Origin of the sequence: Falsiroseomonas bella, assembly GCF_003173615.1 — a bacterium.
Taxonomy (GTDB): Bacteria; Pseudomonadota; Alphaproteobacteria; order Acetobacterales; family Acetobacteraceae; genus Falsiroseomonas; species Falsiroseomonas bella.
In genome coordinates this window covers 34,128-60,127 of record NZ_QGNA01000004.1, presented here as the reverse complement: position 1 = coordinate 60,127, position 26,000 = coordinate 34,128, and the positions used below count along the sequence as shown (strand labels likewise).

The following is a 26,000-nucleotide window of genomic DNA, read 5'->3' as shown; positions in this document are numbered from 1 at the left end:
GGACCTCTTGCGCCATGCATCCCTTCCGACGTTGTATGCAACGACACACGGCAACGCAAGCAGGCCGATGCCCGGCCGCCGGAAGGAGACGCGCATGCCCCGCCAGTCCCTCAAGCCCCTGCTCGCCCGCGGCAAGTGCCTCGTCGCGCCGGGCGTCTTCGACCTGATCTCGACCCACATGCTGAACCAGCACGGCGCCGAGGCGACCTACATGACCGGCTTCGGCGTCGTCGCCTCCGCCCTCGGCCTGCCCGATGCCGGCCTCGCCACCTACACCGAGATGCTCGACCGCGCACGCCGCATCGCCGAGTTCTCCAAGGCGCCCGTCATCGCCGACGCCGACACCGGCTATGGCGGCCTGCTGAATGTCCGCCACACCGTGCGCGGCTACGAGGCCGCCGGCATCGCCGCCATCCAGCTCGAGGACCAGGAATTCCCCAAGAAATGCGGCCATACGCCCGGCCGTCGCGTCATTCCCCTCGCCGACATGGTCCGCAAGATCGAGGTCGCGGCCGACAGCCGCTCCTCCGCCGACTTCCTGATCATCGCGCGCACCGATGCGCGCACCTCGCTCGGCCTCGACGAGGCGCTGCGCCGCGCGGAGGCCTTCGCCAAGGCCGGCGCCGACATCCTCTTCGTCGAGAGCCCGGAAAGCGAGGCGGAGATGGAAACCATCGGCCGCCACTTCCACCAGCCGCTGCTCGCCAACATGGTGGAAGGCGGCCGCACGCCCGTGCTGCCGCGCGCCCGCCTGGCCGAGCTCGGCTTCCAAGTGGCGATCTATCCGGCCGCCGGCTTCCTCGCCACCGCCGCGGTGCTGGACCGGATGTACGCCCACCTCACCACCACCGGCAGCAGCCTCGGCGCGCCGGTGCCGGTCTTCGACTTCAAGGCGCTGACCGAGATCATGGGCTTCCCCGAGGTGCACGCCTTCGAGCGCCGCTGGGCAGAGACCGCCTGACGCGGCGCATCCACGGGGACAGGTGCGGGCAAGGGAGGGCGCCGCACGCCCTGGCCCGCCTTTGCCGAAGGTCTGAACCTGGCAAGAACGCGGTCGGCAAAGGCGGCCTCCTTCTCTGCCGAGAGTGGTGCGCCGGCGGGCCGTGGCATGCCTACCAGCTGTCCGATGAGCTCGATCCCTGGCGGGTCGTCTGTCGTCTCCGAAGGGTGGACGATCACGCGGTCGATGAGCGCGCGGGCTGCCTCAAGCGCCTCGGGCTCCGCCCTGTCTGCCAGAGCCTGGTGCAGGGCGGCGACCTGCGCTCGGTGGGCTTCGGCGAGGTTCGGGGGCGGGAGGCGGCTCGGCGTCGAGGGGCGTGGCGATCTCGGCGCGCCGGGCCTCGAGCTCGTCGAGTCGCGCGGCCACGCCGGGCGCGCGCACCCCGTCGGCGATCGCGTCGACGAGGTTGGCGGTGCGGTGTTCGACCTCCTCGAGCGCCCGCCGCCGTTCCCGCCGCGCGAGCCGGGTCTCGGCGACCTTGTGGTGCCGCTCGGCGGCGAAGACCTCGATGAACGCGCGCAGGAGCTCTGGCCCCATCAGCTGCCGTTCGAGCGCCTCCATCACCCGCGCCTCGAGCACTCCTCGAGGTACGGCAGCGGTGTTGGTGCAGAGGCGCCGCGGGCCGCATGTCCACCACGACGCTCTGGCCGAAGGCGGCTGACATCAGTGTGGCGAGCAGCCGCGCCACGGCGTCGATCGCCCCGCCGGTCGAAAGGGCACGACCAGCCGCACCGGGCGCCCCGGCCAGGCAGAGGCCTGCGCGCGGGCCGGACCCGACGGCAGCATGAGCGATGCGGCGGGGGCCGACGCGATGCCACCCAGCACGATGCGCCGTTGCATGCTGTCCTCGCTCATGCCGCTGCAAGGCCAAGCAGGGCTCGTGCTTCCACCGGCGTCGCGGCACGGCGGGCGTGCCGCGCCAGCTCCGCATTGCTCGCGGCCAGCCGCTCCTTCGACACACGGATATTGTCCTCGAGCCCGGTGCGCACGCCGTCCGCACTGCGCGCCAGCGCCCACTCCATCACCCGTGCCTGGTTCGCGCCGATGCCGGCCGCGGTCCAGGTCGCCTTCGGCAGCACGCGCCGCAGCTCGCCGAGCAGGATATCGAGCAGGCGTTCCTCGGCGGGCAGCGCGTTCTTCACACCCATGACGAACTGGACGTGCGGCCGCTCGTCGATCAGCCCGGCCTCGACGAGCCGCGCGGCGCCGTGGATGTGGGAGAGGTCGAAGATCTCGATCTCCGGCCGCACGCCGAAGCGCTGCATCCGCGTCGCGAAATTGGTGACCAGCGCCGCGACGCGCTGCGGTGCCAGCGCGGCGAGGCACTGCGCGACCATGCCGCCGGTCGAGAGGCCCGCTATCGGCAACCGCTCGATCCCGAGCGCGGCGAGCGCGGCGAGGACGTCGCGCGCCATCTCCGCGATCGCGTAAGGCCCGGGCGGCACGTCGCTCGCTCCGTGCCCGCGCAGATCGGGGCGGAGCACCCAAAACCTGCCTGCAAGCGCCGCCGCCTGGGGCTGCCACACCCAGTGGTCGGTGCCGAGCGAGTGGAGCAGCATCAGGGGCGGCGCATCCTGCGGGCCATCGGCCCGCAGGTGCATCGTCACTCCGGGCAGCGCGAGGCGCATCGCCGTCACTCGGCCGGAACGGCGACCGGCGCCGGCTGCCTGCCGCGCGCCCGCCAGCCCTTGGCGAGCATGGCAAGTGCTGCCGCCAGCGCCGGCGCCGCCGCCACGGTGAACACCGTGGAGAGATCCCAGCCGAGCGAGAGCAGGAAGCCGCCCACCATCGAGCCGAGCACCGACCCGATGCGGCCGACCGCGTTGGCCCAGCTGACGCCGGTCGCGCGGGCCGCCGTCGTACAGTAGGCGGCGGCGAGCGCGTTCACGCCGACCTGCGCTCCCGCCACGCCGAAGCCGGCGCCGAAGATCGCGAAGACCAGCAGCGCCGGAGAGGCCGTCGCGCTGCCGAGCAGCACGACGAAGCCGCCGGCGATCAGGTAGGCGACGGCCAGCACGCCATGCGGGTCGAAGCGGTCCATCAGCCGCCCGATCAGGATCGCGCCGAGCGTGCCGCCGGTCGCGAGCGTCGCCGCCATCAGCGAAGCGTTCTTCATGGAGAAGCCGGCTGCGGTGATCAGCAGCGGCAGCCAGCTCGACAGCAGGTAGAAGATCGTGGACGAGGAGGCGAAGATCGCCGCTGATCGAGGTGATGCAGCCCATGCTGGGCAGCTTGCCGGTGACGCTGGAGGCGGTGCGGGTGGTGCGGTACGGTACGGGTATGATGCCGGTCTGGACTGAGGCGTCCGGCCCGCCGATGGCGCGCAGCGCGTGACGGCGTCGCCGGACCGCGACACCCTGCCGCCCGGGCTCGGCGCCGCCGCCGCGGCGGAGGCGCTGCGCCGCGACGGCCCGAACGCGGTCCCGGAGGAGCGGCCGCATCCGCTGCGCCACTTCGCCACCCGCTTCTGGGGCCCGGTGCCCTGGATGCTGGAGGCGGCGATCGTGCTGCAACTCGCCCTGGGCGAGACGACCGAGGCGATGGTGGTCGCCGCCCTGCTCGTGGTGAATGCCGCGGTGGGTGCGGTGCAGGAACGCCGCGCGGATGCGGCGCTGGAGGCGATGCGCGCGCGCCTGGCGCCGCAGGCGACGGTGCGCCGCGACGGCGCCTGGGAGAGCCTGCCGGCGGCGATGCTGGTCGCGGGTGATGTGGTGAAGCTCGGCCTCGGCGCCGTGGTGCCGGCGGATGTGCGGATCCTCTCGGGCGAAGTCGCGCTCGACGAATCCATGCTGACCGGCGAGAGCGCCGCGGTGCGCGCCGGGCCGGGTGCCGCCGCCCATGCCGGGGCGCTGGTGCGCGGCGGGGAGGCGGTGGCGGAGGTCACCGCCACCGGCCCCCGCACCTTCTTCGGCCGCGCCGCCGAACTGGTGCGCATCGCCCGGGCCGAAGGCACGCAGGAACGCGCGATGGTCGCCATCGTACGTCTTCTGGCCGTGATCAACGGCGCGGTGGTGGTCGGCATGCTCGCCTATGCCGCGGCCACGGGGATGGAGTTGCGGCGCGTGCTGCCGCTGGTGCTCTCCGCCGTGCTGGCGACGGTGCCGGTGGCGCTCTCGCTGGCCTTCACCCTGACTGCGGCGATGGCGGCGCGGGCGCTGGCACGGCGCGGCGTGCTGCTGACGCGGCTCGGCGCCGTGCACGACGCGGCGACGATGACCGTGCTCTGCTCGGACAAGACCGGCACGCTGACGCGGAACGATCTTGCCGTCGCCGCCGTGGCGCCGCTGCCGGGCTTCACGGAGGCCGATGTGCTGGCGCTGGCGGCGCTTGCGTCCTCGGATTCCGGGCCCGATGGGGTGGACGCGGCGGTGCGCGCGGCGGCGGTGGGCGCCGCGCCGTCGCGCTATGCCGCTGCAACGAGGCATGCGTTCCTGCCCTTCGACCCGGCGCGCCGCTTTGCGGAGGCGGAAATCGCGAGCACCGACGGTGCGCTGCTGCGCGTCGTGAAAGGGGCGCCCGCCGAGGTCGCCGCGCTGTCGGGCGCAGCGCTGCCCGCGGAGGCCGAGGCGCTTGCCCGGCAAGGCTACCGCGTGATGGCCGTGGCGGCGGGGGATCCGGCGGCACCGCTTCTCGCGGGGCTGCTGGCGCTCGGCGATCCGCCGCGGCCGGATGCGGGCGAACTCATTGCCCGGCTTCGCGCGCTCGGCGTGCGCACCGTGATGATCACGGGCGACGGCCCGGCGACGGCCGCCGCTGTGGCCGTGGCGGTCGGGCTGCGCGGCGAGGTGCGCGGGCGCGAGACCGTCACCGATTCCGCCCCGCCCGCCGATGCCGTGGGCTTCGCCGCGCTGCTGCCCGAGGACAAGCTGCGCCTGGTGCGCGCCTTCCAGCGCGGTGGCCATGCCGTCGGCATGTGCGGCGACGGCGTCAACGACGCGCCGGCACTGCGCCAGGCGCAGATGGGCATCGCCGTATCCAGCGCGACCGATGTCGCCAAGTCGGCGGCGGCGATGGTGCTGACCGAACCCGGCCTGGGTGGCGTGGTGGCGGCGGTGGAGGAAGGCCGCGCCGCCTATCGAAGGCTGCTCACCTACGCGATCGGCACCATCGCGCGGAAGGTCGAACTGGTGCTGCTGCTGGCGCTCGGGCTCCTGCTGACGGGCCATGCGGTGCTGACGCCGATGCTGATGGTGCTGTTCCTGGCGCTGAACGACCTGATCACGCTCTCCCTCAGCACCGACCGCACGACCGCGTCAGCCCGGCCCGCCGAATGGCGCGTGCCGGTGCTGCTGATGGCCGGTGGCGCGATCGGGCTGGCTGGGCTCGGCTTCACGTCGGGCACGATGATCTACGGCGTGCATGGCCTCGGCCTGGGCACGGAGGCGCTGCGGACGCTGACCTTCCTTGCCGTCATCTTCGCCACGCAGGCGGCGCTGTATGCCACGCGCGACGCGCGCGCGGTCTGGCGGTCGCGGCCGGGCGGATGGCTCATGCTGTCCTCGGCGCTGGGCGTCGCGGCGGCGGTCGGGCTGGCGATGACGGGGACGCTGATGGCGCCGCTGCCGCCGCGGGTGATCCTGGGGCTGGGCCTGGCGACGGTGGCGTACTGCCTGCTGCTGGACGCGGCGAAGCGCTGGGCTTTTCCGCGGCTCGGGCTGGACTGAGCGGGGGTCCGCCGGAACGGGGCCGCATGACGGAGTGTCCACTACAATAATCAAAATTCCGTAGCGTATACTGCGGTCATCCGGAGTGCCCCGATGCCGCGCCGTCCCGCTGCCCAGACCGCTCCGCCCACCGCCGATCCCTTCGGCGAGCGCCTCGCCACGGCCCTGCCGGGCCTCTCGCCGGCCGGGCGGCGTATCGCGCGCTTCCTGAACGAGAACCGGCCGCTTTCACTCGCGCTGTCGGCCCTGGAACTCGCCGCGCGGACCGGCACCTCGGATGCGACCGTGGTGCGCACCGTCCAGGCGCTGGGCTTCGCCGGCCTGCCGGAACTCAAGCGCGACCTCGCCGCCGTGCTCGCCGCGCCGCCGCCGGACCCAGCGCTTGCCATGCGCCGGACGCTCGCCGAGGCGGGAGAGGATTCCGACCGCGCGGTGGACCTCGCGATCGAGACGCAGCGCGAGGCGGTGGAGGCACTGACGCAGCCGGAGGCGCGCGCCACGCTGCGCGCCGCCGTCGCCACCCTGCATCCGGCCAGGCGCATCCTCGTCTTCGGGCTCGGCCCCTCGGCCGCGCTGGCGCGCTACCTCTCGACCCTGCTGGGGCGCGCCGGCCGCGCCACGCGGGCGCTGGATGCCAGCGGCATCGCACTCGCCGACCAGATGCTGGATCTCGGCGCAGGCGATGCGCTGCTGGTGCTCGCCTATGGCCGTGCCTATCGCGAAGTGGTCGCGCTGTTCGCCGAGGCACGGCGGCTGGCGCTGCCGGTGGTGCTGATCACCGACAGCCTGGACCGCTCGCTCGCGCGGCACGCGGATGTGGTCGTGCCGGCGCGGCGCGGGCGCGCGCGGCGCGTCGCGCTGCATGGTGCGACGCTGGTCGCGCTCGAGGCCATCGCGCTCGGTCTCGCCGCCACGGACGGGGAACGCGCGCTTGCCTCGCTCGACCGGCTCAATGACCTACGCGCCGCCATCGCGGGAGGGCGCCATGACGTGGGTTGATCCCGCACCGACACGGCTGATGGCCGTGTTCGGAGGGAGGAGAGAAGCGCCGCGCCGCTGGCTGCCGCCGCGCGTGCCGGCCGAGACCGCTGCCGACCGCCTCGCGCGCCATGCCGTGGATCGTCGCCGCCTGGCGCGGCTCGACGACCGCCGGCTGGCCGATGTCGGGCTGAGCCGCGAGGCGGTGGCGCGCCGCCTTCCCTTCAAGGACGCCCCTTCCGCCCCGAGACGGAGACACCGCGCATGAGTTGGATCGAACTGGCCCCGACCGTCGGGGCGGCCTTCCTCGCCTCCCTTGTCGAATGCGTGGAGGCGGCGACCATCGTGCTCGCCGTCGGCACGGTGCGCGGCTGGAAATCCGCCTTCGTCGGCACCGGCCTCGCGCTGGTGGCGCTGGTGGTGCTGGTCGCCGCCCTGGGGCCGGCGCTCGCGCATCTGCCGGAACAGGCGCTGCAGCTGTTCGTGGGCATGCTGCTGCTGCTCTTCGGCATGCGCTGGCTGCGCAAGGCGATCCTGCGCAGCGCCGGCATCATCGCGCTGCACGACGAGGAGGCGGTGTTCCGCAGCGAGACGGCGAACCTCAAGCTGGCGCGTGCGACCGAACGCTGGGGCGTCGAGCCGATCGCCACGGCGACCGCCTTCAAGGGCGTGCTGCTGGAGGGGGTGGAGGTCGCCTTCCTGGTGCTCGCCGTCGCCGCGGGCAGCCCGGCCCTTGTCGTCCCGGCCGCCCTCGGCGCGCTGGCGGCCGCGCTGCTGGTCACCATCGCCGCGGTCGCGGTGCACAAGCCGCTGTCGCGCGTGCCGGAGAACACGCTGAAATTCGCCGTTGGCGTCATCATCTCCGCCTTCGGCATCTTCTGGACCGGCGAGGGGATCGGGATCGAATGGCCGGGGCATGACCTGGCGCTGTTCGGCATCACCGCGGTGCTGCTGGCGGCGGCGTTTGCGGCGGTGCGCCTCGCAGCCGCGCCGGGCCTGCTGCGGGCGGCACGCTGATGGGCACCATCCGCGCCATCCTCCACGACATCGTCGGCCTCTTCGTGGACGACGGATCGCTGGCCCTCGCACTGGTGCTGTTGTGCGCCGGCATCGGCGCGGCCGTGCTGCTTGTGCCGGGCCTGCCCGTGGCGCTGGCGGTGGCGCTGTTGCTCGCCGGCTGCGTCGGCATCCTGCTGCTGAACGTGCTGCGCGCGGCACGGAAGCGCCGGACCGCAGCGGGTGGCTGAGGCGCCGCCCGGCGATCCGCCCGCTGCCGCGCGCGCGCGGCTGCCGGGCGGCGTCTGGGCGCTCGGCTTCGTCTCGCTGCTGATGGACGTCTCATCCGAGATGATCCACGCGCTGCTGCCGGTCTATCTCGTCGTGGTGCTCGGCACCTCGACCTTGGCGGTCGGCTTCATCGAGGGCATCGCCGAGGCGACCGCGGCGATCACCAAGGTCTTCTCGGGCGCGCTCTCCGACCGGCTCGGCAAGCGCAAGCTGCTGGCGGCAACGGGCTACGGGATGGCGGCGCTGACCAAGCCGGTGTTCCCGCTGGCCGAGACGCTCGGCTGGCTGGTCGGCGCGCGCTTCGTGGACCGCATCGGCAAGGGCATCCGCGGCGCGCCACGCGATGCGCTGGTGGCCGACATCGCACCGGCCGAGATGCGCGGTGCCGCCTTCGGGCTGCGCCAGGCGCTCGACACGGTCGGCGCCTTCCTCGGCCCGATGATCGCGATCGGGCTGATGTGGCTGACGGCCGACAATTTCCGCCTGGTGTTCTGGGTGGCGGTGCTGCCGGCGGCAGCGGCCTTCCTGCTGATCGTGCTGGCGGTGCGCGAGCCGCCGCGCCCGCCCTCGGTCGCGCCGGTCCGCGCGCCGCTGTCGCGGGCGGAGCTGGCGAAGCTCGGCCGCGCCTATTGGTGGGTGGTGGCGGTCGCGGCGGTCTTCACACTCGCGCGCTTCAGCGAGGCCTTCCTGATCCTGCGGGCGCAGGCGCTCGGCCTGTCGCTCGCCCTGGTGCCAGCGGTGCTGGTGGTGATGAACATCGTCTACGCGGTCTCCGCCTATCCCGCCGGCGTGCTGTCCGACCGGATGGATCGCGGGCGGCTGCTGGCGGTCGGGCTGGTCGTGCTGATCGCCGCCGACCTGGTGCTGGCCTTCGCCGGCGGGCTGGCGGCGGTCGCCGTGGGTGTGGTGCTCTGGGGGTTGCACATGGGCCTGACGCAGGGGCTGCTCTCGACCCTCGTCGCCGACACCGCGACGGCGGAGTTGCGCGGTACCGCCTTCGGGATGTTCAACTTGGTTGGCGGGGTAGCGATGCTGCTGGCCAGCGTGATCGCTGGCGCGCTGTGGGACGTGATCGGGGCGGAGGCGACCTTCCTGGCCGGGGCGGGCTTCGCGGTCGTCGCGCTGGTCAGCCTGCTCAGGCTCCACGGCCGGTTGGGGGCCGCCGCGACACGTGACCGGACATAATGAGGGTGTTGGCGAGTGCCACGATGAGGCGACGCCGCTGCAATCCCTTCCCAGGTTTCTGCGTCCGGAGAAGGCTGGATTCCGGGGCCCAGGGGCAGGCGAGCAGGATCGCCTTCAGCAGATGGACCAACATGCCGCAGCCGGTTGGCTGCGTCATTCCTGTCGAAAGCAGCAGTCACGGTCTGTTCGCTGAAGGTGGCCCGGGCTCCCGGCGCCTCACCCGCCGCGCACCTCGATCCTGCGCGCCTGCGGCTTCGCCTGGGTCGGGCGCGGGATGCGGATGTGCAGCACGCCCTTGTCGAAGCTTGCCTCCACCTTGTCCGCCTCGGGCTCGAAAGGCAGCGCGAAGCGGCGGAGATAGGTGCCGGACTGGCGCTCAACGATGTGCCAGCGCTTGTCCTTGTCCTCTTCCTTCTTCTCGCTGCTGCGCTCCGCGCGCAGCGTCAGCACGTCATCCTGCAGGTCGATCTGCACGTCCTTCGGCTCGATGCCGGGCAGTTCGGCCGTCACCTCCAGCCCCTGCGGCGTCTCGGCCACGTCCACCTTCGGCGTCAGCACGCCGGTCCCGGTGAAGGGCGCGGGCATCCCGCCCCAGCCGCCCATCACCTGGTCGAACAGGCGGTCCATCCCACGACGCAGCGAGAGGAAGGGATCGTTGTCGCCGCTGCGGGGCTGGTTCGGGTTCTGGTTCGAGGAACTCGAGCTCATGGCGTCGTCTCCGTGTGCTTCCGGCTGGCACCGGCCGCACGCGCAGGGCGGGGCCGGGCGTGCCTGAAGTAAAGCGTCGGGGCCGCGGCCGCGCCTTGACGCCGATCAATCCAGGGCCCGCTTGGCCGGCAGCCGGTTGAACATCGCGTGACGCAGCGCCGGCGGCAGCGCGCCGACCACCCGCGCGGCCAGGTACAGCGGCAGCGGATAGGCCACCCGCACCCGCCCGCGCGCGATCCCGTGCAGCGTCCGTCGCGCGGCGTCCTCCGCATCCATCAGGAACGGCATCGGGAAGTCGTTTCGGGCCGTCATCGGTGTGCGGATGTAGCCGGGGCAGACCGCATGCAGCCGCACGCCGCGCGCGCGCTCCGTCGCGTCCAGCGCCTCCGCCCAGCGCTGCACCGCGGATTTCGAGGCGCAATAGGCCGGCGCCCCGGGTGCCGCGACGAAGGCGGCGATGGAGGCGATGACGGCGACGCGCCCGCGCACCCCATCCGGCCCCGGCGCCTGCCGGGCCATCGCCTCGATCGCCGGCAGGGCCGTGTTCAGCACCCCGGTGACGTTGGTGGCGAAGATCCGCTGCGCCTGCGCCGCCGGCTCCGTCGCCCCGCCCGTGCCGCCGGAGATGCCCGCATTCGCGATCATCAGGTCGAGCCGGCCGGCCTTGCGCACCCAGGCCTCCGTCGCCGCCGCATCGGTGACGTCGAGCACCGCGACGTCCACCCGCGCCCCCTTGGCCCGGCAGGCCTCCGCCGCCGCCCCCAGCCGGGTCGCGTCGCGCCCCGAGAGGTGCAGACTCACCCCCGGCGCCGCGCATGCCTCCGCCAGCGCCCGTCCAAGCCCGGAGGAGGCCCCGGTGATCGCCACATCCGTCCACGGCCACGTCGCCACGCTTGCCCTCCTGCCCGCACGGGAGGACAACCCGCGCATGAGCACGCTCGCCTCCATGACCGGCTTCGCCCGCGAAAGCGGCACGCTGCCGGACGGCACCTCCTTCGTCTGGGAGGTGCGGAGCGTCAACGGCCGGGGCCTCGACCTCCGGCTGCGCCTGCCGAACGGCCTGGACGCGCTGGAGCCCACCCTGCGGGAGGCCGCGGCGAAGCGGCTGAAGCGCGGCAACGTCTCCGCCACGCTGACCCTGAAGCGGGAGGAACGCGCGCCGCGCCTCACCCCCGATCCCGCCGCCCTCGACCAGGCCATCGCGCTGGCGCAGGCGGTCGCGCAGCGCCTCGGCGCCCCGCCGCCGCGCGCCGAGGCGATCCTCGGCCTGCCCGGCGTGCTGCGCGCCGAACAGGCAGAGCCCGACGAGGCCGTGGAGGAGGCGAAGCGCGCCGCGATCCTCGCCGCCTTCGAAACTGCGCTCGCCGCCCTGGCCGCCGCCCGCCTGCGCGAGGGTTCGCAACTGACGACGATCCTCGGCGTGCTGCTCGACGAGATCGAGGCGCTGCGCGTGCAGGCGGGGAACGAGGCCGCGAACCAGCCCGAGGCGCAGCGCCAGCGCCTGCTCGAGAACCTCGCGCGCATCCTGGGCGAGGGCGACGCGCGGGCGCGCATCCCCGAGGAACGCCTGGCGCAGGAAGTCGCGATGCTCGCGCAGCGCTCCGACGTGCGCGAGGAACTCGACCGCCTCGCTGCCCATGTCGCGGAGGCGCGGCGCCTGCTGAAGGCCGGCGACGCCGTCGGGCGCAAGCTGGAATTCCTGACGCAGGAATTCGTGCGCGAGGCCAACACGCTGTGCAGCAAGAGCGCGAGCGTCGGCCTCACGCGCCTCGGGCTGGAACTGAAGGCCGCGATCGAGCGCCTTCGCGAGCAATCGGCGAACGTGGAATAGATGAGCACGCAGCAGCGCCGGGGCGTCTGCCTCGTCCTCTCCTCCGCGCCGGGCGTTGGCAAGACCAGCGTCTCGCGCGCGCTGCTGGAGATGGAGCCCGACCTCGCACTGTCCATCAGCGCCACAACCCGCGCCCGTCGCCCCGGCGAGCTCGACGGCGTGCACTATTTCTTCAAGTCGCAGGCCGAGTTCGACGCGATGGTGGAACAGGGCGAGCTGCTGGAATACGCCCGCTTCCTGGATCGCTCCTACGGCACGCCGCGCGCGCCTGTGGAGCAGGCGCTCGCCGCCGGCCGCGACGTGCTGTTCGACATCGAGTGGCAGGGCCATCTGCAACTGCGGGAGAGGCTGCCGGGCGACGTGGTCGGCATCCACCTGCTGCCCCCCTCCCTCGACGAGTTGGAACGCCGCCTGCGCGGCCGCGCGCAGGAGAGCGAGGCGGAGATCGCGCGTCGCCTCGACATCGCGCGCGCCGAGATCGCGCATTGGTCCGACTTCGACCATGTGCTGGTGAACCGCGACTTCGACCGCACCGTCGCCGAGGTGCGCGCGATCCTTCACGCCGCCCGCAGCACCCGCGCGCGACAGCCCTGGGTGCCGGGATTCGTCCAAGGCCTTCTCGCACGGTGAGGCGGAGCGTGCACCTCCAGATGCCCTCTCCCCCCTCAGGGGTGAGAGGGTTAGGTGAGGGGCGCGCGCCGGACATGGCGCCTCCACCGCCAACCACCCCATGACCGAACTGCTCGAGATCGTCACGCCCGTCTTCGCGCTGATCGCCCTCGGCTACGTCGCGGCGTGGCGGAAGATCCTGGACGATGCGGCGTTCAAGGGCATGACGCTCTTCGTCTTCGGTCTCGCCGCGCCGGCCCTGCTCTTCTCCGGCGGCACGCGGCCGCATGAGGGCGGCGGCGCCGCCGCGCTGGCGCTGCTCGGAACCTCCGTGGTCTTCTTCTTCGCGCTGATCCCGCTGGCGCAGCGCATGCTGAAGCTGACGATGGCGGAGGCCGCGGTCTTCGCGCTCTCCTGCGTCTTCGGCAACTCCGTGATGATGGGCGTGCCGATCATCGTCTCGGCCTATGGCCAGGCCGGCGTGCCGCCGATGCTCGCGATCCTCGGCCTGCAGACGGTGATCGTGCTCGGCATGGCGACGATGATGATCGAGGTCGGCCTGAATGCCGCGGCACCCTGGCGTCGCCTGGTGACGGCGACGCTGATGGGGATGCTGCGCAACCCCGTCGTGCTCTCGGTCTTCGCCGCCCTCGTCTGGAACCTGTTCGGCCTGCCCGTGCCGCCCGTGCTCCGCCGCACGCTCGATTTCCTCGGCGGCGCCGCGCCGCCGCTCGCGCTGTTCTGCCTCGGCGGCGGGCTCGCCGGCATCGCGGCCAGCGCGATCTGGAAGGAGACGGCTGCGATCGTCGCCGCGAAGCTCTTCGTCTTCCCCGCGCTGGTCTTCGCGGCCGGCTGGATGCTCACCCTGACCGCCATCGAACTGGCCGTGGCGGTGACGATGGCCGCGCTGCCCACCGGCGCCAACGCCTTCATCCTGGCACGCCGCTACGCCACGGGCGCCGACCGCTCGGGCAGCGCGGTCGTCGTCTCCACCGCCCTCTCCGTGCTCACCATCTCCGCGCTGATCGCGCATTTCCGGGGGACGCTGCCGTGACGCTGGTGATCGAGCCGGGCTGGGCCTGGGATGCCGAACACGGCCTGCGCCGCGGCGTGCATGTCATCGTGCGCGACGGCGTTATCGCCGATGTGGTCACGGATCGCCCGACGCTCGACGCCGAGCGCATCGCGGCCCCCGATGCGCTGCTGCTGCCCGGCCTGATCAACCTGCACAACCACGCGCTCTCCGCGCCGCTGTTCCGCGGCCTCGCCGACGACATCGCGCCAGGCGACCTGCCGGGCCACATCGTCTATTCGCTGCTGATGCCGCTCGGCGACGTCGCCGCCGCGACGATGACCGAGGAGGAGATCGGCGACGCGGCGGAGATGGCGCTGCTCGAAGGACTGCGCAGCGGCATGACCGGCCTGCTGGATGTGTACCGCGTCGCGCAATGGCCCTTCATCGAGCGCGCGAAGCGGCTCGGCCTGCGCTCCTGGTCCTGCCCCTATACCTTCAGCGAGACCATCGGCATGACCGAAGAGGGCAAGGCCACCTACACGAAGGCGCGCGAGACGGGCTTCGAGGCGACGCTCGCACTGTTCGACCGCTTCGACGAAGGCGCGCGCGGCGTCACGCGCGTGGGCTTCGGCCCGCATGGCCCGGATTCCAACACGCCCGAGTTGCTGCGGCGGATCGACGCGGCGGCACGGGAGCGGCAGACCATCGTCTCCATCCACGCCGCACAGAACCCGATCGAGATCGCCCGCGTGAAGGAGCTCTTCGGCGTCGGCTCTATCGACCATCTTCGCAGCCTCGGCCTGCTGCGCCCCGGCGTGGTGCTGGCGCATGGCATGTTCGCCACCGACGAGGAATTTTCCACCATCGCGCAGCATGGCGCCGCGCTCGCCTCCTGCCCGCTCGCCTTCGCGCGCTCCGGCCGCTTCGTGCCGCTCGCGCGGATGGAGAAGGCGGGGCTGCGCCTCGGCATCGGCACCGACGGCGTCACGCTCGACATGGTGCAGGAGATCCGCACCGCCTCGATCTTCGCCAAGGTGCAGTCGAACACGCCGCACGGCCTCGCCGCGCCGCGCATCCTGCGCGCGGCGACGCGCGATTCCGCGCTTGCCTTGCAGCGCGACGATCTCGGCCTGATCGCCAGGGGGCAGCGCGCCGACCTCGTGATGTTCGACCTCTCCTCCTCGCGCTACCAGCCGGTCTGGGATCCGCTGAAGGCGCTGCTCACGAACGGCAGCGCCGCCGACCTCATGCTCTCCATGGTGGAAGGCCGCGTACTGCTGCGCGAAGGGCAGGTGCTGAGCGCCGATGCCGCCGCCGTCATCCGCCGCGGCCGCGCCGCCATCACCCGCGTGTGGGAGGAAGCCGCGCGGCGCGGCGCCATCCCCGCCGGCATCGCCGCGCGCGGCCCCTTCGGTTGAGCTTTCGCCGCAGGCAGGGCCCGACATAGGCTGGCAGTCCCGAACCGCCGGAGAACGACGCGATGCCCCGCCTGCCCCGCCGCACGCTGCTGCTCGCCACGCTGGCGACGCCCGCGCTCGCGCAGTCGCGCCGTCCCTTGCGCGTCATCGTCCCCTTCCCTCCCGGCGGCGGCGTGGACAGCCTCGGCCGCGCGCTGGCGGATCGCCTGACGCCGCTGCTCGACCAGCAGGTGATCGTGGAGAACCGCAGCGGCGGCGGCGGTCTGATCGGCGCCGATGCGGTGGCGAAGGCGCCGCCCGACGGCACCACCATCGGCATCATCGGCGCCGCGACGCTCTGCGCCGCGCCCTTCCTGCAGCCCTCCATGCCCTTCGACGTGGCGCGCGACCTGCGCGCGGTTTCGCAGATCACCGACAGCGCCGTGCTGCTCGCGGCGAATGCGCAGATCGCGCAGCAGCGCGGCTGGACCAGCCTCGCGGCCCTGCTCGACTGGGCGCGCGCCAATCCGGGCGGCTTCCGCGTGGCGCATGCGGGCGCCGGCACCGTGACGCATCTGGCGATGTCCGCGCTCGTCGCGCAGTCCCGCGCGGATCTGACGCTGGTTCCCTATCGCGGCGGCGCCCAGGCCGCGACGGACCTCATCGCCGGCACCATCGAGGGCAGCGCCGACCTGCCCGCCACGCTGATCCCGCAGGCCGCCGCCGGCCGCGTGAAGCTTCTGGGCGCCACCTCCGGCCGGCGCATGGCGCTGCTGCCCGATGTGCCCGCCTTCGCCGAGACGCCGGGCCTCGAGGGTTTCGACATCCGAAGCTGGAACGCCATCATGGTGCCGGCCGCGACGCCGGAGGCCGAGGTGGTGCGCCTGCATGCCGCGATCCGCCAGGTCGGCAGTGCACCCGACTTCGTCGCCGCGCTCCGCCCCTTCGGCTACGACGCCGTGGTGAGCGCGACGCCCGCTGCCGCCGTCCAGCTCATCCGCGACGAGACCCCGCGCTGGCAGCGCCTGGTGCAGATCTCCGGCGCGAAGGTGGAGTGAAGGCAGGGGGCGCGGGGCAGCGCCCCGCACCCTTCATCCCCTCAGCGCCGATCCCCTTCGATGAGCGCCCCCGGCGCCTCATCCTGCAGCCAGCGCGACACGACACCGGCGGCGACCGCGCCCGCGATCGGTGCCAGCCAGAACAGCCAGAGCTGCGCAATGGCCGTGCCGCCCGAGAACAGCGCCGGGCCGGTGCTGCGCGCCGGGTTCACGCTGGTGTTGGTGACCGGGATCGAGATCAGGTGGATCAGCGTCAGCCCGAGGCCGATGGCGATCGGCGCGAAGCCGGCCGGCGCCTTCCCGTGGGTAGAGCCGATGATGATGATCAGGAAGAAGAAGGTCATCACGACCTCGGTGACGAGGCCGGAGAACAGGCCGTATTGCCCCGGCGAGGCCGAGCCGTAGCCGTTCGCCGCAAGCCCGCCCGCGAAGTTCGGCGCGCCGGAGGCGATGATGTAGAGCAGCAGCGCGCCCAGGATCGCGCCCACCACCTGCGCGCCGATGTAGCCCGGCGCCTCGCTCGCCTTGAAGCGGCCCGCAGCGACCAGGCCGAGCGTCACCGCGGGGTTGAGGTGACAGCCTGAGACATGGCCGATCGCATAGGCCATGGTCAGCACGGTCAGGCCGAAGGCCAGCGAGACGCCGACCAGGCCGATTCCGACCTCCGGGAATTTCGCGGCGAGCACGGCGCTGCCGCAGCCACCGAGCACGAGCCACAGCGTGCCCAGGCACTCTGCCACCAGTTTGCGCTGCATGGATCTCCCCATCCACCTTGTCGCCGGACCGGCCCGGTTCGGCCAGCCTAGGCGCGTGCCGGGAAAAGTTCCCGCACATCGCGGCATCTTGTTCCAGGACGCGATAATCGAAACCGATACGGTTGCGACGTCAAGGCGGGCCGGGGTGACGCGTCAGGGCGCCGCGACCTCGGCCGTGGCGAACTCCGCGGGGCCGGTGATCTCGAGGAGTTCCAGGTCCTCCGAATGCGCGATCTCGCGATGGCGGATGCGGGGCGGCTGGTAGCAGGAATCGCCGGCCCGAAAGGTCTTCTCGCCGACATCCTCGTATTCAAAGCGCACCCAGCCCTTCAGCACGAAGAACATCTGGAAGCCGAGGTCGTGGGTGTGCCATTGCCCGGTGGCGTGGGCGCCGGGGATGGCGCGAATGACATGCGCGCCGAAGGCGCCGCCGGTGGCGTCGCGGATGCCGAGGTCGCGATACTCGAAGAACGCCCGGAGACCGCGCTCGAACTGCGCGTCGGCGGCGTGGCTGGTGGTGGTGGCTGGCATGCGGTGTCCTCCTCCCTTGGCGTGCCAGTCTAGGCAAGTCCGGGCGCCCGCGTCCGCGTCAACCTTCCGGCAAGCCCTGTCGCGTAGGGTGATGACGCGATGTCCTCCGTCTCCGCCCCGCCGCCGCTGGCGATCAGCACCCATGTCGCGATGCGCGGGCAGCGCCGCGCCGAGAGCCTCGCCGCCGACGGGGCGGAGCGCATGATGCTGGCGGCCGGCGCCTCGCTGCAGCAGATCGGCCGTGGCCTGGTGGAGGCGGTGCAGGCCTCGCCCGATGCGCTGCAGGCGATCACCGACCTGCACCAGGCGCGGCAGGCCTATCTGGGGCAGGCCGAGATGGCGCTGCGCGGCGCCGATCCGCGGGCGGCGGCGCTGCTGCGCTGGTCGCTGTAGCAATGGGCCCGGGCAGCATTCCCGCGGGGCCATCCAGCGTGCTGGCCGCCGCGACGGCGGGGCTGAGGCGGGCGGGCGCGCAGGCGGCCGATGCGGCGGAGCGGGTCGCGAGCTTCGGCACCCTCGCACCCGGCGGGATGCCGACGGCGCCGCCGATCGAGAGGGCCGATCCGGGGCGGGCGATGGTGGATCTGCTGGTCGCGCGGCGGGCCTATGAGGCCAATGCGCGGGTCGTGACCGTGGCCGACGCGATGGCGGCCGAGCTGGTGGCTACTCGGCGGGCTGGAGGCGGGTCGGCAGGCGGAAGGTGACGTCCTCCGTGATGCCGGGGAGTGCCGAGACGTCCGCGGCGCCGAGGGCGCGGAGCGTCGCGACCACCTCCTCCACCAGGCGTTCGGGGGCGGAGGCGCCGGCGGTGACGCCGACGGCCGTCGCACCCTTCACCATCGCATGGGTCAGCGCGCCGGCATCCGCGATGAGATAGGCGCGGGCGCCGCATTCCTCGGCGATCTCGCGCAGGCGGTTGGAGTTCGAGCTGTTCGCCGCACCCACCACCAGCACCACGTCACACTCCTTGGCCAGGTCGCGCACGGCGGTCTGGCGGTTCTGTGTGGCGTAGCAGATGTCGCGCGTGCCGGGGCCGACCACGTCCGCGAAGCGCGCCTTGATCGCCTCGATCACGTCCTTGGTGTCGTCCACGCTGAGCGTGGTCTGGGTGACGTAGGAGACGCGGGCGTCGAGCGGGATCGGCAGGGCGGCGACGTCGGCGACGTCGGCGACCAGGTGCACCTCGCCGTCGATCTGGCCGAGCGTGCCCTCGACCTCGGGGTGGCCGTCATGGCCGATGAGGATGACGGCGCGGCCTTCCTTGGCGTAGCGGCGGCCTTCCACATGCACCTTGGTGACGAGGGGGCAGGTGGCGTCGAGCACGTCGAGGCCGCGCTCCGTCGCGTCGCGCTCCACCGCGCGGGCGACGCCATGCGCCGAGAAGATGGTCAGCGCGCCGGGGGGGACCTCGTCCAACTCGTTGACGAAGACGGCGCCCTTGGCGCGCAGGTCCTCCACCACGTGGCGGTTGTGCACGATCTCGTGGCGCACATAGACCGGCGCGCCGTGGATCGCGAGCGCGCGCTCCACGATCTCGATCGCCCGCACGACGCCGGCGCAGAAGCCGCGCGGCTCGGCAAGAAGGATGCGCATCCCGACCCGTCCCTCACTCATCCGCAAGGATGTAGGAGGCCGGGCCGGGTGTGAAGGGGTTTGTCAATGCGGCTTGACAGAGGACGGCCCTCAGGCCGCGTCCTCGCGGCGGTCGCGGGCCTTCACATAGGCGACGGCGGCGTGCTCGGGGCAGTAGGGCTTGCCGCCGATCGCATCGGCCGAGCAGAAGCGGAAGCCGGGCTGGCCGGGCTCGCCGATCGGCCAGCAGCAGGCGCGGGCGGCCGAGAAGCGCGGGAAGCTGCGCACCACCGGGGCCGGCGCGGCGACCGGGGTGAGGACCGGCGCCGGCGGCGGCGCGACGGTGGGCAGGGTGAGGCGCGGGGCCATGCCGGCGGGGCGCGGTGCACGCACCGGTTGCGGTCGCGGCGCGGCCTCCCCGGTGGTTTCGCGGCGGATCGGCGAGGGGCGGGGCGGCAGGCTCAGGCGGTGCGCCTTGCCCACCACGGCGTTCTTCGAGATGCCCATCCGGCGGCCGATTTCCGCGGTTGAATGGCCCTCGGCCCAGAGCGCGCGCAGGCGCTCGATCGCCTCGTTCGTCCAGTCCATTTTCGCTGGCTCCCACCTGCCCCCAGACACCAGATACGGTAGGGCAATGCGGGGGCGCGGCACAAGTTCTAGGTGTAAGGATGCGTGCAGAAAGATGTGGATATTAAGGTCTGGCCGCTCCAGGCGTGACGCGCCGGAGGCTCGCCTCCGGCGCCTCGGGCGGCTGACGCCGCCCGCCCAGGTTGCACAGGTGGTCAGAAGAGGAGGCCCTTCTTCAGCATGCCGTGGACGCCCTTCTCGCCGTTGACCGTCTGCGTTACCCGGAAATCCACGGCGAGGGAGCAGAGCTGGTAGGCATCCGCGGGTGACACGTTCATGCGGGCGACGATGAAGGAAATCATCTCGCGCAGCGCCTGCTTCATGGCGAGGTCCAGATCCTCGTTCAGGCCCATCGAGATGTAGTGCGTCTTCGTCTCGGCGCGGGGGAAGCGCAGTGCGGGGTCGGCGGCGCCGCCGCCCTTCTCCAGCGTCAGCCGGAAATGGCCGGTGAGGCACATCTCGAGGGCGTTGATGCAGACCTCGCCGTCGCCCTGCACGCCGTGGCCGTCGCCGGCCGAGAACATCGCGCCCGCGACATGCACCGGGAGCCAGAGGGTCGCGCCCTCCCCGATCTCCTTGTTGTCGAGGTTGCCGCCATGGGCGCGGGGCTCCTTGGTGGAGATGCGGCCCCAGGCGGAGGGCGGGGCGACGCCCATCACGCCGAAGAAGGGGCTGAGCGGCAGGGTCACGCCAGGCCCGACCGGGACGGTGCAGGTCATCGCCGCCTTGTCCACCGGGATGTGGAGCATGCGGGCGTAGGGGAAATCCTCCGGCAGGGTGCCGAAGAGGGGGCGGAAGCCGCAGAAGCCCCAGTCGTTGCCGAGCTCGATCTTCTCGATGTCCACGCGCAGGACGTCGCCGGGCTCGGCGCCCTGCACGGCGACGGGGCCGGTGATGATGTGCGGGCCCATGCGGGGCGGGTCGGCGGCGTGGATGGCGGCCAGCGCGGGCGGCACCTTCAGGCCCGACTCGGGCTTCGGCATGATCTCCGGCGCGCCGGAGACGCATTCGAGGACGACCAGGTCGCCGCTGGCGATGCTGGCGACCGGGGGAAAGCCGGCGTCGAAGGCGCCGAAGCGCACCGTCTCGGGCGTTGCGGCAATGCGATGGGTCGCTGGCATCGTTCGGGTCGTGGCCTCTGCCTGGGGTGCGTGCGGTGCGGCAGATGATCGAAGGGGCGCGGCCCGGTCAATCCGGCCGGGAGGGGCTTCGGGCGGCCGCGCGACGGCCTGCGCCGCCTTCGCGGGCAGGGCTGCGCCCGATGCGGGCATGCCTTGGGTTTTTCGGGCGCCGTGAGCGGTCATTCGAAGCGGCGCCACGCCCGAAAATCGCCGGCGAGGAGGCGGTGGAGCAGGCGAAGCTCGGCCGCGACGGTGGCGAACAGCGTCGGGCTTTGTATCAGCGGCGCGATGCGGCGGATGTTTTCGGACAAAGCCGGCCAGGGGAGTTTTTCGGGGGCGCAGGGCAAGGCATCGCGCAGGCCGAGGCGGTTGGCCATGAGGGTGACGGCGAGCGGCAGCAGCTTCGCGATGCGGCGGACGGCGCGGCAGATGCGCCAGCGCAGCGCCTCCCACCCGCCGAGGTCGCGGTCATCCGAGACGAGCAGCAATAACGTAGGAAAGATTCCGGCCTGGCCGGCGCGGCGGAGCGCGCGGTGGGCGGTGTCCGGCTTGCCCAGATGCTCGGGCAATTCCCGCCAGGGTTTGCGGGAGCAGGCGACCCAGAAGATGGCGTCCCAGAGGCGGCGGCGATCGGTGGGGCGGCCCGGGTTGCGGGGCGTGACGAGGGGTTCGAGGCGGGACCATTCGGCATCGGTCAGCGGGGACCAGACGTGGGGGGCGGCGCGGCGGTGGGGGAGGCGTTGGTAGAGGGACATGGGGAGGAGGGTGCGGCAGCAGGCGCCCGACAATCAAGGAAATAATTCTTAAATTCCCAGTGGCATCAGATGTGTCCCTTTGATTTGGCGGCTCAGGCGGTGCAGCTCGGTCCAAACCCACTTGCGCGCGCGGCCCCAGCTGCGCTTATGTAACATGACATAAGGCACATGGGCGATGGCGCGGGGAAGATCCGGACGGATTGTCGTCGAGGTGGATGCCGACCTCAAGCGGCGGCTCTATGCCGTGCTGTCCGTGCGGGAGCTTACACTGAAGGATTGGTTCACCGCGCAGGCCAGAGAACTGCTGGCCGAGCACGAGCAGCCAAGCCTTCTCCCGAAGGGTGATCGGCGCGACCAGGAGCGTAAACCATGACCCTGTCCAAAGCGCTCCCAAGGCGTATGCCGTCTCCCGTTCGCACCGCGGCGCCGGCAGCGGGCGGCAGCGTCGTCGAGCTGGACCGGGCTCCCCAGCGCAAGGGGCGGTTCGAGGCCCTGAGCGCGGACAAGCTGCGAGGCGGCTACTACACCCCCGAAGATGTGGCCGCGTGGATGTGCCGCTGGGCCGTCCGTGCTGCTTACGAATCGGTCTTGGAACCGAGCTGCGGCGATGGAGCTTTCCTGTGCAGCGCGGCGCGGCGCCTCATAGAGCTAGGCGCGACTTCAACGCACGCGGCGGAGCAGGTCCAGGGCGTCGAGTTGCTGCCGGCCGAGGCCGACACCGCCCGGCGTCGGCTCTCCGCCACCACCGGGCAGGAGAGCCGCGCGGCAGTTGCGACAGCGGACTTCTTCGAGTGGTGGACGCGGCACGGCGGGCGTAGGTTCTCGGCGGTCGTGGGCAACCCGCCCTTCATCCGCTACCAGTCGTTTCCTGAGCCCGCTCGGAGCCGGGCCATGGCTATCATGCAGGGCCTGGGGCTGCGACCGAACAAGCTCACCAACATCTGGGTTCCGTTCGTCGTCGCAGCCGCCGAACTTCTGGAGCCCGGCGGCCGGATGGCGCTGGTTGTCCCAGCTGAGTTGCTCCAGGTCACCTATGCGGCGCAGCTCCGCGCCTTCCTAACCGAGCGATTCGCGCACCTCGACGTGGTCGCTTGCAACGAGCTGTTCTTTGATGGCGCGGAGCAAGAGGTAGTTCTGCTGCTTGCCGAAGGCGCGCTCCCGAACCGTGTGGCAGGCAATGTGTGCCGGGTCGCCGTGACGGAGGCGGAGACGGTGGCGGGACTGCTTCAGGCGGAGCCGAGCAGCCTACTCGCTCGCGCCGAGAACAAGGACGTGCGCGGCGACCGGGAGAAGTGGCTGAAATACTTCCTCACGTCGCTTGAGATTGGCCTGATGCGCGAGCTGCGCGCGCACCCTCGCATTGTGGAGTTTGGTGCCTTGGCGGAGGTGGATGTCGGCATCGTCACCGGCGCCAACGAGTTCTTCGTCCTACGAGGCAGCGAGGTGGCGACGCGCGGCCTAGGAGGCTTGACGCACCCTCTGGTGTCCAAGTCAGCCCACCTGCGGGGTGCGCTGCTGTCCGGCGACGAGTGGGAAGCGCTTGCAGGCCGCGACGAGCGCGTGCATTTGGTCAACATCCGCGCTGGGGCGAGGGGCCGCATCCCTGCGAGCGCCGCCGCCTACGTGGCGGAGGGCGAGGGCAAAGGCGTTCACGAAGGCTATAAGTGCTCCATCCGCACGCCCTGGTATCACGTGCCGGCACTATGGAACCCGGACGCGTTCTTGTTCCGGCAGATACACGACTTCCCCCGGCTAGTACTCAACGGCGCATCTGCGGCCTCCACCGACACTATCCACCGCGTGAGGTCTCGCGGCGTCGCCGTGACCACGCTGGTGGCGGGTGCGTTCACGCACCTGACCGCGGCCTCGGCAGAGATCGAGGGGCGAAGCTACGGCGGGGGCGTGCTAGAGCTGGAGCCGACAGAGGCCGAACGCCTCCTTGTCCCCGATGGCGCCGCGATGGCAGCCGCGCTGCCTCTTGCCGAGTGCGACGTGCTGGTACGCTCCGGGCGGCTAGCTGCAGCGCTGGCGGAGAACGACCGTCTTGTCCTACGCGGCGCGCTGGGCCTGTCGGAGGGCGAGTGCAGGGCGTTGCGCGGTGTCTGGACGCGGATGCAAGGCAGGCGGTTTGCGCGCGGCCGAAGCTCTCGCAAGCGCGCGTAGCGAAGGTCAGCCCTCTTCTTCGTCGGCTTCGCCCTCGCTCGCCTCCCGCATCTCCTCGGCCTCGTGAGGGGGAAGGTTCTTGTAGCGGTCGAGGTACGTTGGGTGGATTCGTCCGGGTAGTGCCTCGATACGCAGGATGCTGTCTGGCGGCGGGACGGCGTTGTCGATCTGGCCGGTGTCGGGGTCCCAAACGCACATGGCGATCGCCTCGGCCAAGTGGTGCTGGTCCAACTCGTCGCCGCGGCTGCCAAGCCTCTCCAGCGTCCTGATGAGCGCCCGCGCCTGCGACGGCTGAAGCGCCGGTTTAGGCAGCACTACAATGAAGGCGACGATGCAGTAGGGAAACCGCGTGTGGACGGTGCTCGCCTCGGTCGCGAGGTCGTTCACCATGTTCTGCCAGTTCTTCCCGATGCTCTTTCGATCGTTAAGCGTCTTGCTGTCGTACACGACGCGCGGCCCGTCCGGGCGATAGGCTGCGTCGTAGTTCTGCGGCCGTATGCCGCCGACTATGCGTGTCTTTCCCAGCTCCACGCAGTTGGGATGCGGCGGCAGCAGGGAGTCGTTCTCGGGACTCATCACCGATACCCCGCCCAGCATCTCGGCGAGAGCGCGGGCGAACGCAGTGTCGAACACCAGCCCGAAGTCCATGCCCTGCTTCTTATCGAATGCGTCGGCCCGTTTACCCTTCGGCGTCCCGTCCTTCTTCGGGCTGCCAACGGAGCCTCGCCACACCGTACCCCAAGCCTTGAGGTCAGTGGTACTGACGGAGAGCTGCGGCATTTGCCGAATGACGCTCGGCGCTACGGTCGGCATGGCGGTCCTGGAGTCGCAAGGGACCGCATTTTGGCGGATGCCTCGACACCCGCAAACGATTCCAGCCGTTAAGGGCGGGGCGGCTGGTCATTGCACCCGCAGCGCCGCCCTCAGCCTCCGCTGATCCGTCGGGCACACGCGCCCCAGCCTCCGGTATTCCTCGGCGGTGTCGATCGCGGCGTGGCCTTCCTCGCGCGCGGCGCGCAGCCTCGCCAAAGCGGGCTCCAGGGCGCGCGAAAGATCCTCCTGCATGAGCTGGGCGGCGGTGGCGACGTCGGGGGCGAACATCTCGACGCTGTTGGCCCAGGCGCGCAGCGCGATGCGCAGCTCGGCGGCGGCGTCGCGGAGGGTGCGGCGGTTGAGCTCGGCGTGGCGGCGCTCATGGGCCAGCACCTCCCGCGCCAGGCAGCCGCCGGCGGGCACCTCCTTCGCCAGGCGGATGGTGTGCTCGGCGTGGAGCAGGCGCAGGCGGACCTCGGCGGGCACGGCGCAGACCGGGCCGCGGCTGGTGCCGCGGGAGCGGGCGGTGATGTCGGTGCGCCATTCCACGCGGGAAACGGTGAGGCCCAGGTGATGCGGGAAGGGGCCGTCGTCATGGCCGCCGGCCTCGCGGCGGAGGGTGGCGGCGGGGACGGGGGAGAGGACGCGCGGCTCGGGGTCCACCAGGTCGAAGGTGAGGGTGGGGTTGCCGCGCGGGGGGCAGACGGGGCGGGGGGTGCTGGGGGTTTGTGCGGGTTGCGCGGGTTGGGGTTGGGTTTGGGCGAGGGTGATTGGGGCGCGCTGGGGCTGGGTGGCCCCCCCCCCCCCCCCCCCCCCCCCCTGCGGGGGGAGAGGGAGAGCGTGTGCGGGGGGCGATGCCAGCAGCGCCAGCAGCGAAAGCAGCAGGGCGGCGGCGAGGACGCGCGAACGAATCAAAGCCAGCCCTTGCGCTTGAAGTAGAGGATGGGGGCTGCGGCGGAGAGGATCATCAGCAGCAGGGCGGCGGGGTAGCCCCAGGCCGAGTTCAGCTCGGGCATATGCGAGAAATTCATGCCGTAGATGCTGGCGATGAGGGTGGGGGGCATCAGGGCGACCGAGGCGACGGTGAAGGTCTTTATGATGTTGGTCTGCTCGACATTGATGATGCCGAGCACCGCATCCAGCAGGAAGTTCGCCTTGCTGTTGAGCACGCCCGCGTGGTCCACGAGGGAGCGCACGTCGCGGACCAGGGTCTTGATGAGGGGCTGGTTCTCCTTGCGGACGGCGGTGGCCTTCTCGGCGCCGACGAAGGTGAGGATGCGGGAGAGGCCGAGCAGCGTCTCGCTGGCGCGGGTGGTGACCTCGCCGACCTCGCCCAAGGTGATCAGGGCGCCGCGGAGGTCGGCGTCGCGCTTGTCGGCCTTCACCTTGGCCTTGGCGCTGCGGAAGGCGGCGGCGGAGGCGCGGTCCATGTTGGCGCCGATGCGCTCCAGGATGTCGGCCAGGCGGTCCACGATCTGCTCGAAGAGGTGGAGCATCACGGCGTCGGGCGAGGCGAGCAGGCCGGGGGATTTCTGGCAGCGGAGCGCGAAGACGGCGAAGGCTTTCGGCGTCTGGTGGCGGACGGTGACGAGGGCCTGGCTGGCGAGGACGAAGGTGATGGGGGTGGAGCCGTATTCGCCGCCCTCGACGCCGTGGAGGAAGTTGGCGGTGAGGAAGAGGGTCTCGTCCTCGCGGTAGAGGCGGGAGGAGGATTCGATCTCCTCCATCTCCTCGCGCGTCGGGATTTCGAGGCGAAGGGCGGCCTGGACGGCGCGTTCCTCCTCCGCGGTGGGGTTGAGGAGGTCGATCCAGACGGCGCGGGCGAGGTCGGCGGTGGGCAGGATGCCATCGCGCACGACGAGGCGGCCCTCGGCGAGGGCGTAGGATGTCAGCATGGCCGAAACTCCCGCCGAGGGGGTGGAGCGATCTAG

Annotated in this window: 31 protein-coding genes; 17 read left to right on the top strand and 14 right to left on the bottom strand. The window is 71.9% G+C overall.

Going from position 1 to position 26,000, the window contains the following annotated elements; all coding sequences use genetic code 11:
• Positions 1-94: 94 nt before the first annotated feature.
• On the top strand, positions 95-961 hold the full coding sequence (locus tag DFH01_RS17170) for an isocitrate lyase/PEP mutase family protein (protein ID WP_109872354.1): 867 nt from the start codon (positions 95-97) through the stop codon (positions 959-961).
• Positions 962-1,204: 243 nt separating this feature from the next.
• Here the strand turns inward: DFH01_RS17170 and DFH01_RS17165 are convergent, their stop codons facing one another.
• The 3 genes from DFH01_RS17165 to DFH01_RS17155 all read right to left on the bottom strand — a co-directional run bounded on the left by DFH01_RS17165 (position 1,205) and on the right by DFH01_RS17155 (position 3,194).
• Positions 1,205-1,561, bottom strand: a complete 357-nt coding sequence (locus DFH01_RS17165; protein ID WP_158287796.1) for a hypothetical protein — start codon at positions 1,559-1,561, stop codon at positions 1,205-1,207.
• Between the two features lie 290 nt (positions 1,562-1,851).
• Complete coding sequence (locus DFH01_RS17160) at positions 1,852-2,628, bottom strand: alpha/beta fold hydrolase (protein WP_109872353.1); 777 nt, start codon at positions 2,626-2,628, stop codon at positions 1,852-1,854.
• Positions 2,629-2,633: 5 nt separating this feature from the next.
• On the bottom strand, positions 2,634-3,194 hold the full coding sequence (locus DFH01_RS17155) for an MFS transporter (RefSeq protein ID WP_269846274.1): 561 nt from the start codon (positions 3,192-3,194) through the stop codon (positions 2,634-2,636).
• 17 nt (positions 3,195-3,211) lie between these two features.
• Between DFH01_RS17155 and DFH01_RS29020 the strand changes: the two genes are divergently transcribed.
• The 7 genes from DFH01_RS29020 (at position 3,212) to DFH01_RS17125 (ending at position 9,114) form a co-directional block, all read left to right on the top strand.
• Entirely contained in the window at positions 3,212-3,334 is a 123-nt protein-coding gene (locus tag DFH01_RS29020) for a hypothetical protein (RefSeq protein ID WP_269846280.1), read from the top strand.
• On the top strand, positions 3,331-5,664 hold the full coding sequence (locus DFH01_RS17150) for an HAD-IC family P-type ATPase (protein ID WP_233256154.1): 2,334 nt from the start codon (positions 3,331-3,333) through the stop codon (positions 5,662-5,664). The genes DFH01_RS29020 and DFH01_RS17150 overlap by 4 nt, the downstream gene beginning before the upstream one ends.
• A 93-nt stretch (positions 5,665-5,757) precedes the next feature.
• Positions 5,758-6,663: a MurR/RpiR family transcriptional regulator gene (locus DFH01_RS17145; RefSeq protein ID WP_109871724.1), complete on the top strand. Its 906-nt coding sequence runs from the start codon at positions 5,758-5,760 to the stop codon at positions 6,661-6,663.
• Positions 6,650-6,910, top strand: coding sequence for a YjiS-like domain-containing protein (locus tag DFH01_RS17140; protein WP_199231271.1), 261 nt, complete (start codon positions 6,650-6,652; stop codon positions 6,908-6,910). The genes DFH01_RS17145 and DFH01_RS17140 overlap by 14 nt, the downstream gene beginning before the upstream one ends.
• Positions 6,907-7,659: a COG4280 domain-containing protein gene (locus DFH01_RS17135; RefSeq protein WP_109871722.1), complete on the top strand. Its 753-nt coding sequence runs from the start codon at positions 6,907-6,909 to the stop codon at positions 7,657-7,659. The genes DFH01_RS17140 and DFH01_RS17135 overlap by 4 nt, the downstream gene beginning before the upstream one ends.
• Complete coding sequence (locus DFH01_RS17130) at positions 7,659-7,889, top strand: hypothetical protein (protein WP_109871721.1); 231 nt, start codon at positions 7,659-7,661, stop codon at positions 7,887-7,889. The genes DFH01_RS17135 and DFH01_RS17130 overlap by 1 nt, the downstream gene beginning before the upstream one ends.
• Entirely contained in the window at positions 7,882-9,114 is a 1,233-nt protein-coding gene (locus DFH01_RS17125) for an MFS transporter (protein ID WP_233256153.1), read from the top strand. The genes DFH01_RS17130 and DFH01_RS17125 overlap by 8 nt, the downstream gene beginning before the upstream one ends.
• Before the next feature lie 216 nt (positions 9,115-9,330).
• Here DFH01_RS17125 and DFH01_RS17120 read toward each other — a convergent pair whose 3' ends face one another.
• Positions 9,331-9,822: an Hsp20/alpha crystallin family protein gene (locus tag DFH01_RS17120; protein WP_109871720.1), complete on the bottom strand. Its 492-nt coding sequence runs from the start codon at positions 9,820-9,822 to the stop codon at positions 9,331-9,333.
• Between the two features lie 105 nt (positions 9,823-9,927).
• Positions 9,928-10,713, bottom strand: coding sequence for an SDR family NAD(P)-dependent oxidoreductase (locus DFH01_RS17115; RefSeq protein WP_233256152.1), 786 nt, complete (start codon positions 10,711-10,713; stop codon positions 9,928-9,930).
• Here DFH01_RS17115 and DFH01_RS17110 point away from each other — a divergent pair.
• The 5 genes from DFH01_RS17110 (at position 10,679) to DFH01_RS17090 (ending at position 15,732) form a co-directional block, all read left to right on the top strand.
• On the top strand, positions 10,679-11,653 hold the full coding sequence (locus tag DFH01_RS17110) for a YicC/YloC family endoribonuclease (protein ID WP_332903280.1): 975 nt from the start codon (positions 10,679-10,681) through the stop codon (positions 11,651-11,653). The two genes, DFH01_RS17115 and DFH01_RS17110, sit on opposite strands and share 35 nt — an antisense overlap.
• On the top strand, positions 11,654-12,283 hold the full coding sequence (gene gmk, locus DFH01_RS17105) for a guanylate kinase (protein WP_109871719.1): 630 nt from the start codon (positions 11,654-11,656) through the stop codon (positions 12,281-12,283). It abuts the gene before it with no gap.
• A gap of 100 nt (positions 12,284-12,383) precedes the next feature.
• The gene (locus DFH01_RS17100) at positions 12,384-13,316 is read left to right on the top strand and encodes an AEC family transporter (protein WP_109871718.1); all 933 of its coding nucleotides are present in this window, start codon (positions 12,384-12,386) and stop codon (positions 13,314-13,316) included.
• Entirely contained in the window at positions 13,313-14,695 is a 1,383-nt protein-coding gene (locus DFH01_RS17095) for an amidohydrolase family protein (protein WP_109871717.1), read from the top strand. The genes DFH01_RS17100 and DFH01_RS17095 overlap by 4 nt, the downstream gene beginning before the upstream one ends.
• 62 nt (positions 14,696-14,757) lie before the next feature.
• The gene (locus tag DFH01_RS17090; protein ID WP_109871716.1) at positions 14,758-15,732 is read left to right on the top strand and encodes a Bug family tripartite tricarboxylate transporter substrate binding protein; all 975 of its coding nucleotides are present in this window, start codon (positions 14,758-14,760) and stop codon (positions 15,730-15,732) included.
• Positions 15,733-15,773: 41 nt separating this feature from the next.
• On the opposite strand, the gene aqpZ is transcribed toward DFH01_RS17090, so the two are convergent.
• Both aqpZ and DFH01_RS17080 read right to left on the bottom strand, forming a co-directional pair.
• Positions 15,774-16,487 carry an aquaporin Z gene (aqpZ, locus tag DFH01_RS17085; RefSeq protein WP_109871715.1) on the bottom strand — a complete coding sequence of 238 codons (714 nt, stop codon included), beginning with the start codon at positions 16,485-16,487 and terminating at the stop codon, positions 15,774-15,776.
• Positions 16,488-16,640: 153 nt separating this feature from the next.
• Positions 16,641-17,018 (bottom strand): cupin domain-containing protein, encoded by a 378-nt coding sequence (locus DFH01_RS17080; RefSeq protein ID WP_109871714.1) that lies wholly within the window; start codon positions 17,016-17,018, stop codon positions 16,641-16,643.
• A gap of 99 nt (positions 17,019-17,117) precedes the next feature.
• Between DFH01_RS17080 and DFH01_RS17075 the strand changes: the two genes are divergently transcribed.
• Both DFH01_RS17075 and DFH01_RS17070 read left to right on the top strand, forming a co-directional pair.
• On the top strand, positions 17,118-17,411 hold the full coding sequence (locus DFH01_RS17075; RefSeq protein WP_109871713.1) for a hypothetical protein: 294 nt from the start codon (positions 17,118-17,120) through the stop codon (positions 17,409-17,411).
• A gap of 2 nt (positions 17,412-17,413) precedes the next feature.
• Positions 17,414-17,722 (top strand): flagellar basal body rod C-terminal domain-containing protein, encoded by a 309-nt coding sequence (locus DFH01_RS17070; protein ID WP_109871712.1) that lies wholly within the window; start codon positions 17,414-17,416, stop codon positions 17,720-17,722.
• On the opposite strand, the gene ispH is transcribed toward DFH01_RS17070, so the two are convergent.
• From ispH to DFH01_RS17050, 4 genes are all read right to left on the bottom strand, one after another.
• Positions 17,682-18,611 (bottom strand): 4-hydroxy-3-methylbut-2-enyl diphosphate reductase, encoded by a 930-nt coding sequence (ispH, locus tag DFH01_RS17065; RefSeq protein WP_109871711.1) that lies wholly within the window; start codon positions 18,609-18,611, stop codon positions 17,682-17,684. The genes DFH01_RS17070 and ispH overlap by 41 nt on opposite strands.
• Before the next feature lie 90 nt (positions 18,612-18,701).
• On the bottom strand, positions 18,702-19,178 hold the full coding sequence (locus DFH01_RS17060; RefSeq protein ID WP_109871710.1) for a GcrA family cell cycle regulator: 477 nt from the start codon (positions 19,176-19,178) through the stop codon (positions 18,702-18,704).
• A gap of 194 nt (positions 19,179-19,372) precedes the next feature.
• Entirely contained in the window at positions 19,373-20,338 is a 966-nt protein-coding gene (locus DFH01_RS17055) for an acetamidase/formamidase family protein (RefSeq protein WP_109871709.1), read from the bottom strand.
• 179 nt (positions 20,339-20,517) lie between these two features.
• Positions 20,518-21,093 carry a transposase gene (locus tag DFH01_RS17050; RefSeq protein WP_109871708.1) on the bottom strand — a complete coding sequence of 192 codons (576 nt, stop codon included), beginning with the start codon at positions 21,091-21,093 and terminating at the stop codon, positions 20,518-20,520.
• Positions 21,094-21,304: 211 nt separating this feature from the next.
• Here DFH01_RS17050 and DFH01_RS17045 point away from each other — a divergent pair, with 211 nt between their 5' ends.
• Positions 21,305-21,466 (top strand): hypothetical protein, encoded by a 162-nt coding sequence (locus tag DFH01_RS17045; RefSeq protein WP_199231269.1) that lies wholly within the window; start codon positions 21,305-21,307, stop codon positions 21,464-21,466.
• Positions 21,463-23,256 (top strand): N-6 DNA methylase, encoded by a 1,794-nt coding sequence (locus DFH01_RS17040; protein WP_146217079.1) that lies wholly within the window; start codon positions 21,463-21,465, stop codon positions 23,254-23,256. Before DFH01_RS17045 ends, DFH01_RS17040 begins: the two co-directional genes overlap by 4 nt.
• 6 nt (positions 23,257-23,262) lie before the next feature.
• Here DFH01_RS17040 and DFH01_RS17035 read toward each other — a convergent pair whose 3' ends face one another.
• The 3 genes from DFH01_RS17035 to DFH01_RS17025 form a co-directional block, all read right to left on the bottom strand.
• On the bottom strand, positions 23,263-24,036 hold the full coding sequence (locus tag DFH01_RS17035; RefSeq protein WP_109872347.1) for a hypothetical protein: 774 nt from the start codon (positions 24,034-24,036) through the stop codon (positions 23,263-23,265).
• A gap of 120 nt (positions 24,037-24,156) precedes the next feature.
• Complete coding sequence (locus tag DFH01_RS17030) at positions 24,157-24,732, bottom strand: hypothetical protein (protein WP_109871706.1); 576 nt, start codon at positions 24,730-24,732, stop codon at positions 24,157-24,159.
• 248 nt (positions 24,733-24,980) lie between these two features.
• Entirely contained in the window at positions 24,981-25,964 is a 984-nt protein-coding gene (locus DFH01_RS17025) for a magnesium transporter CorA family protein (RefSeq protein WP_109871705.1), read from the bottom strand.
• Between the last annotated feature and the right edge of the window lie 36 nt (positions 25,965-26,000).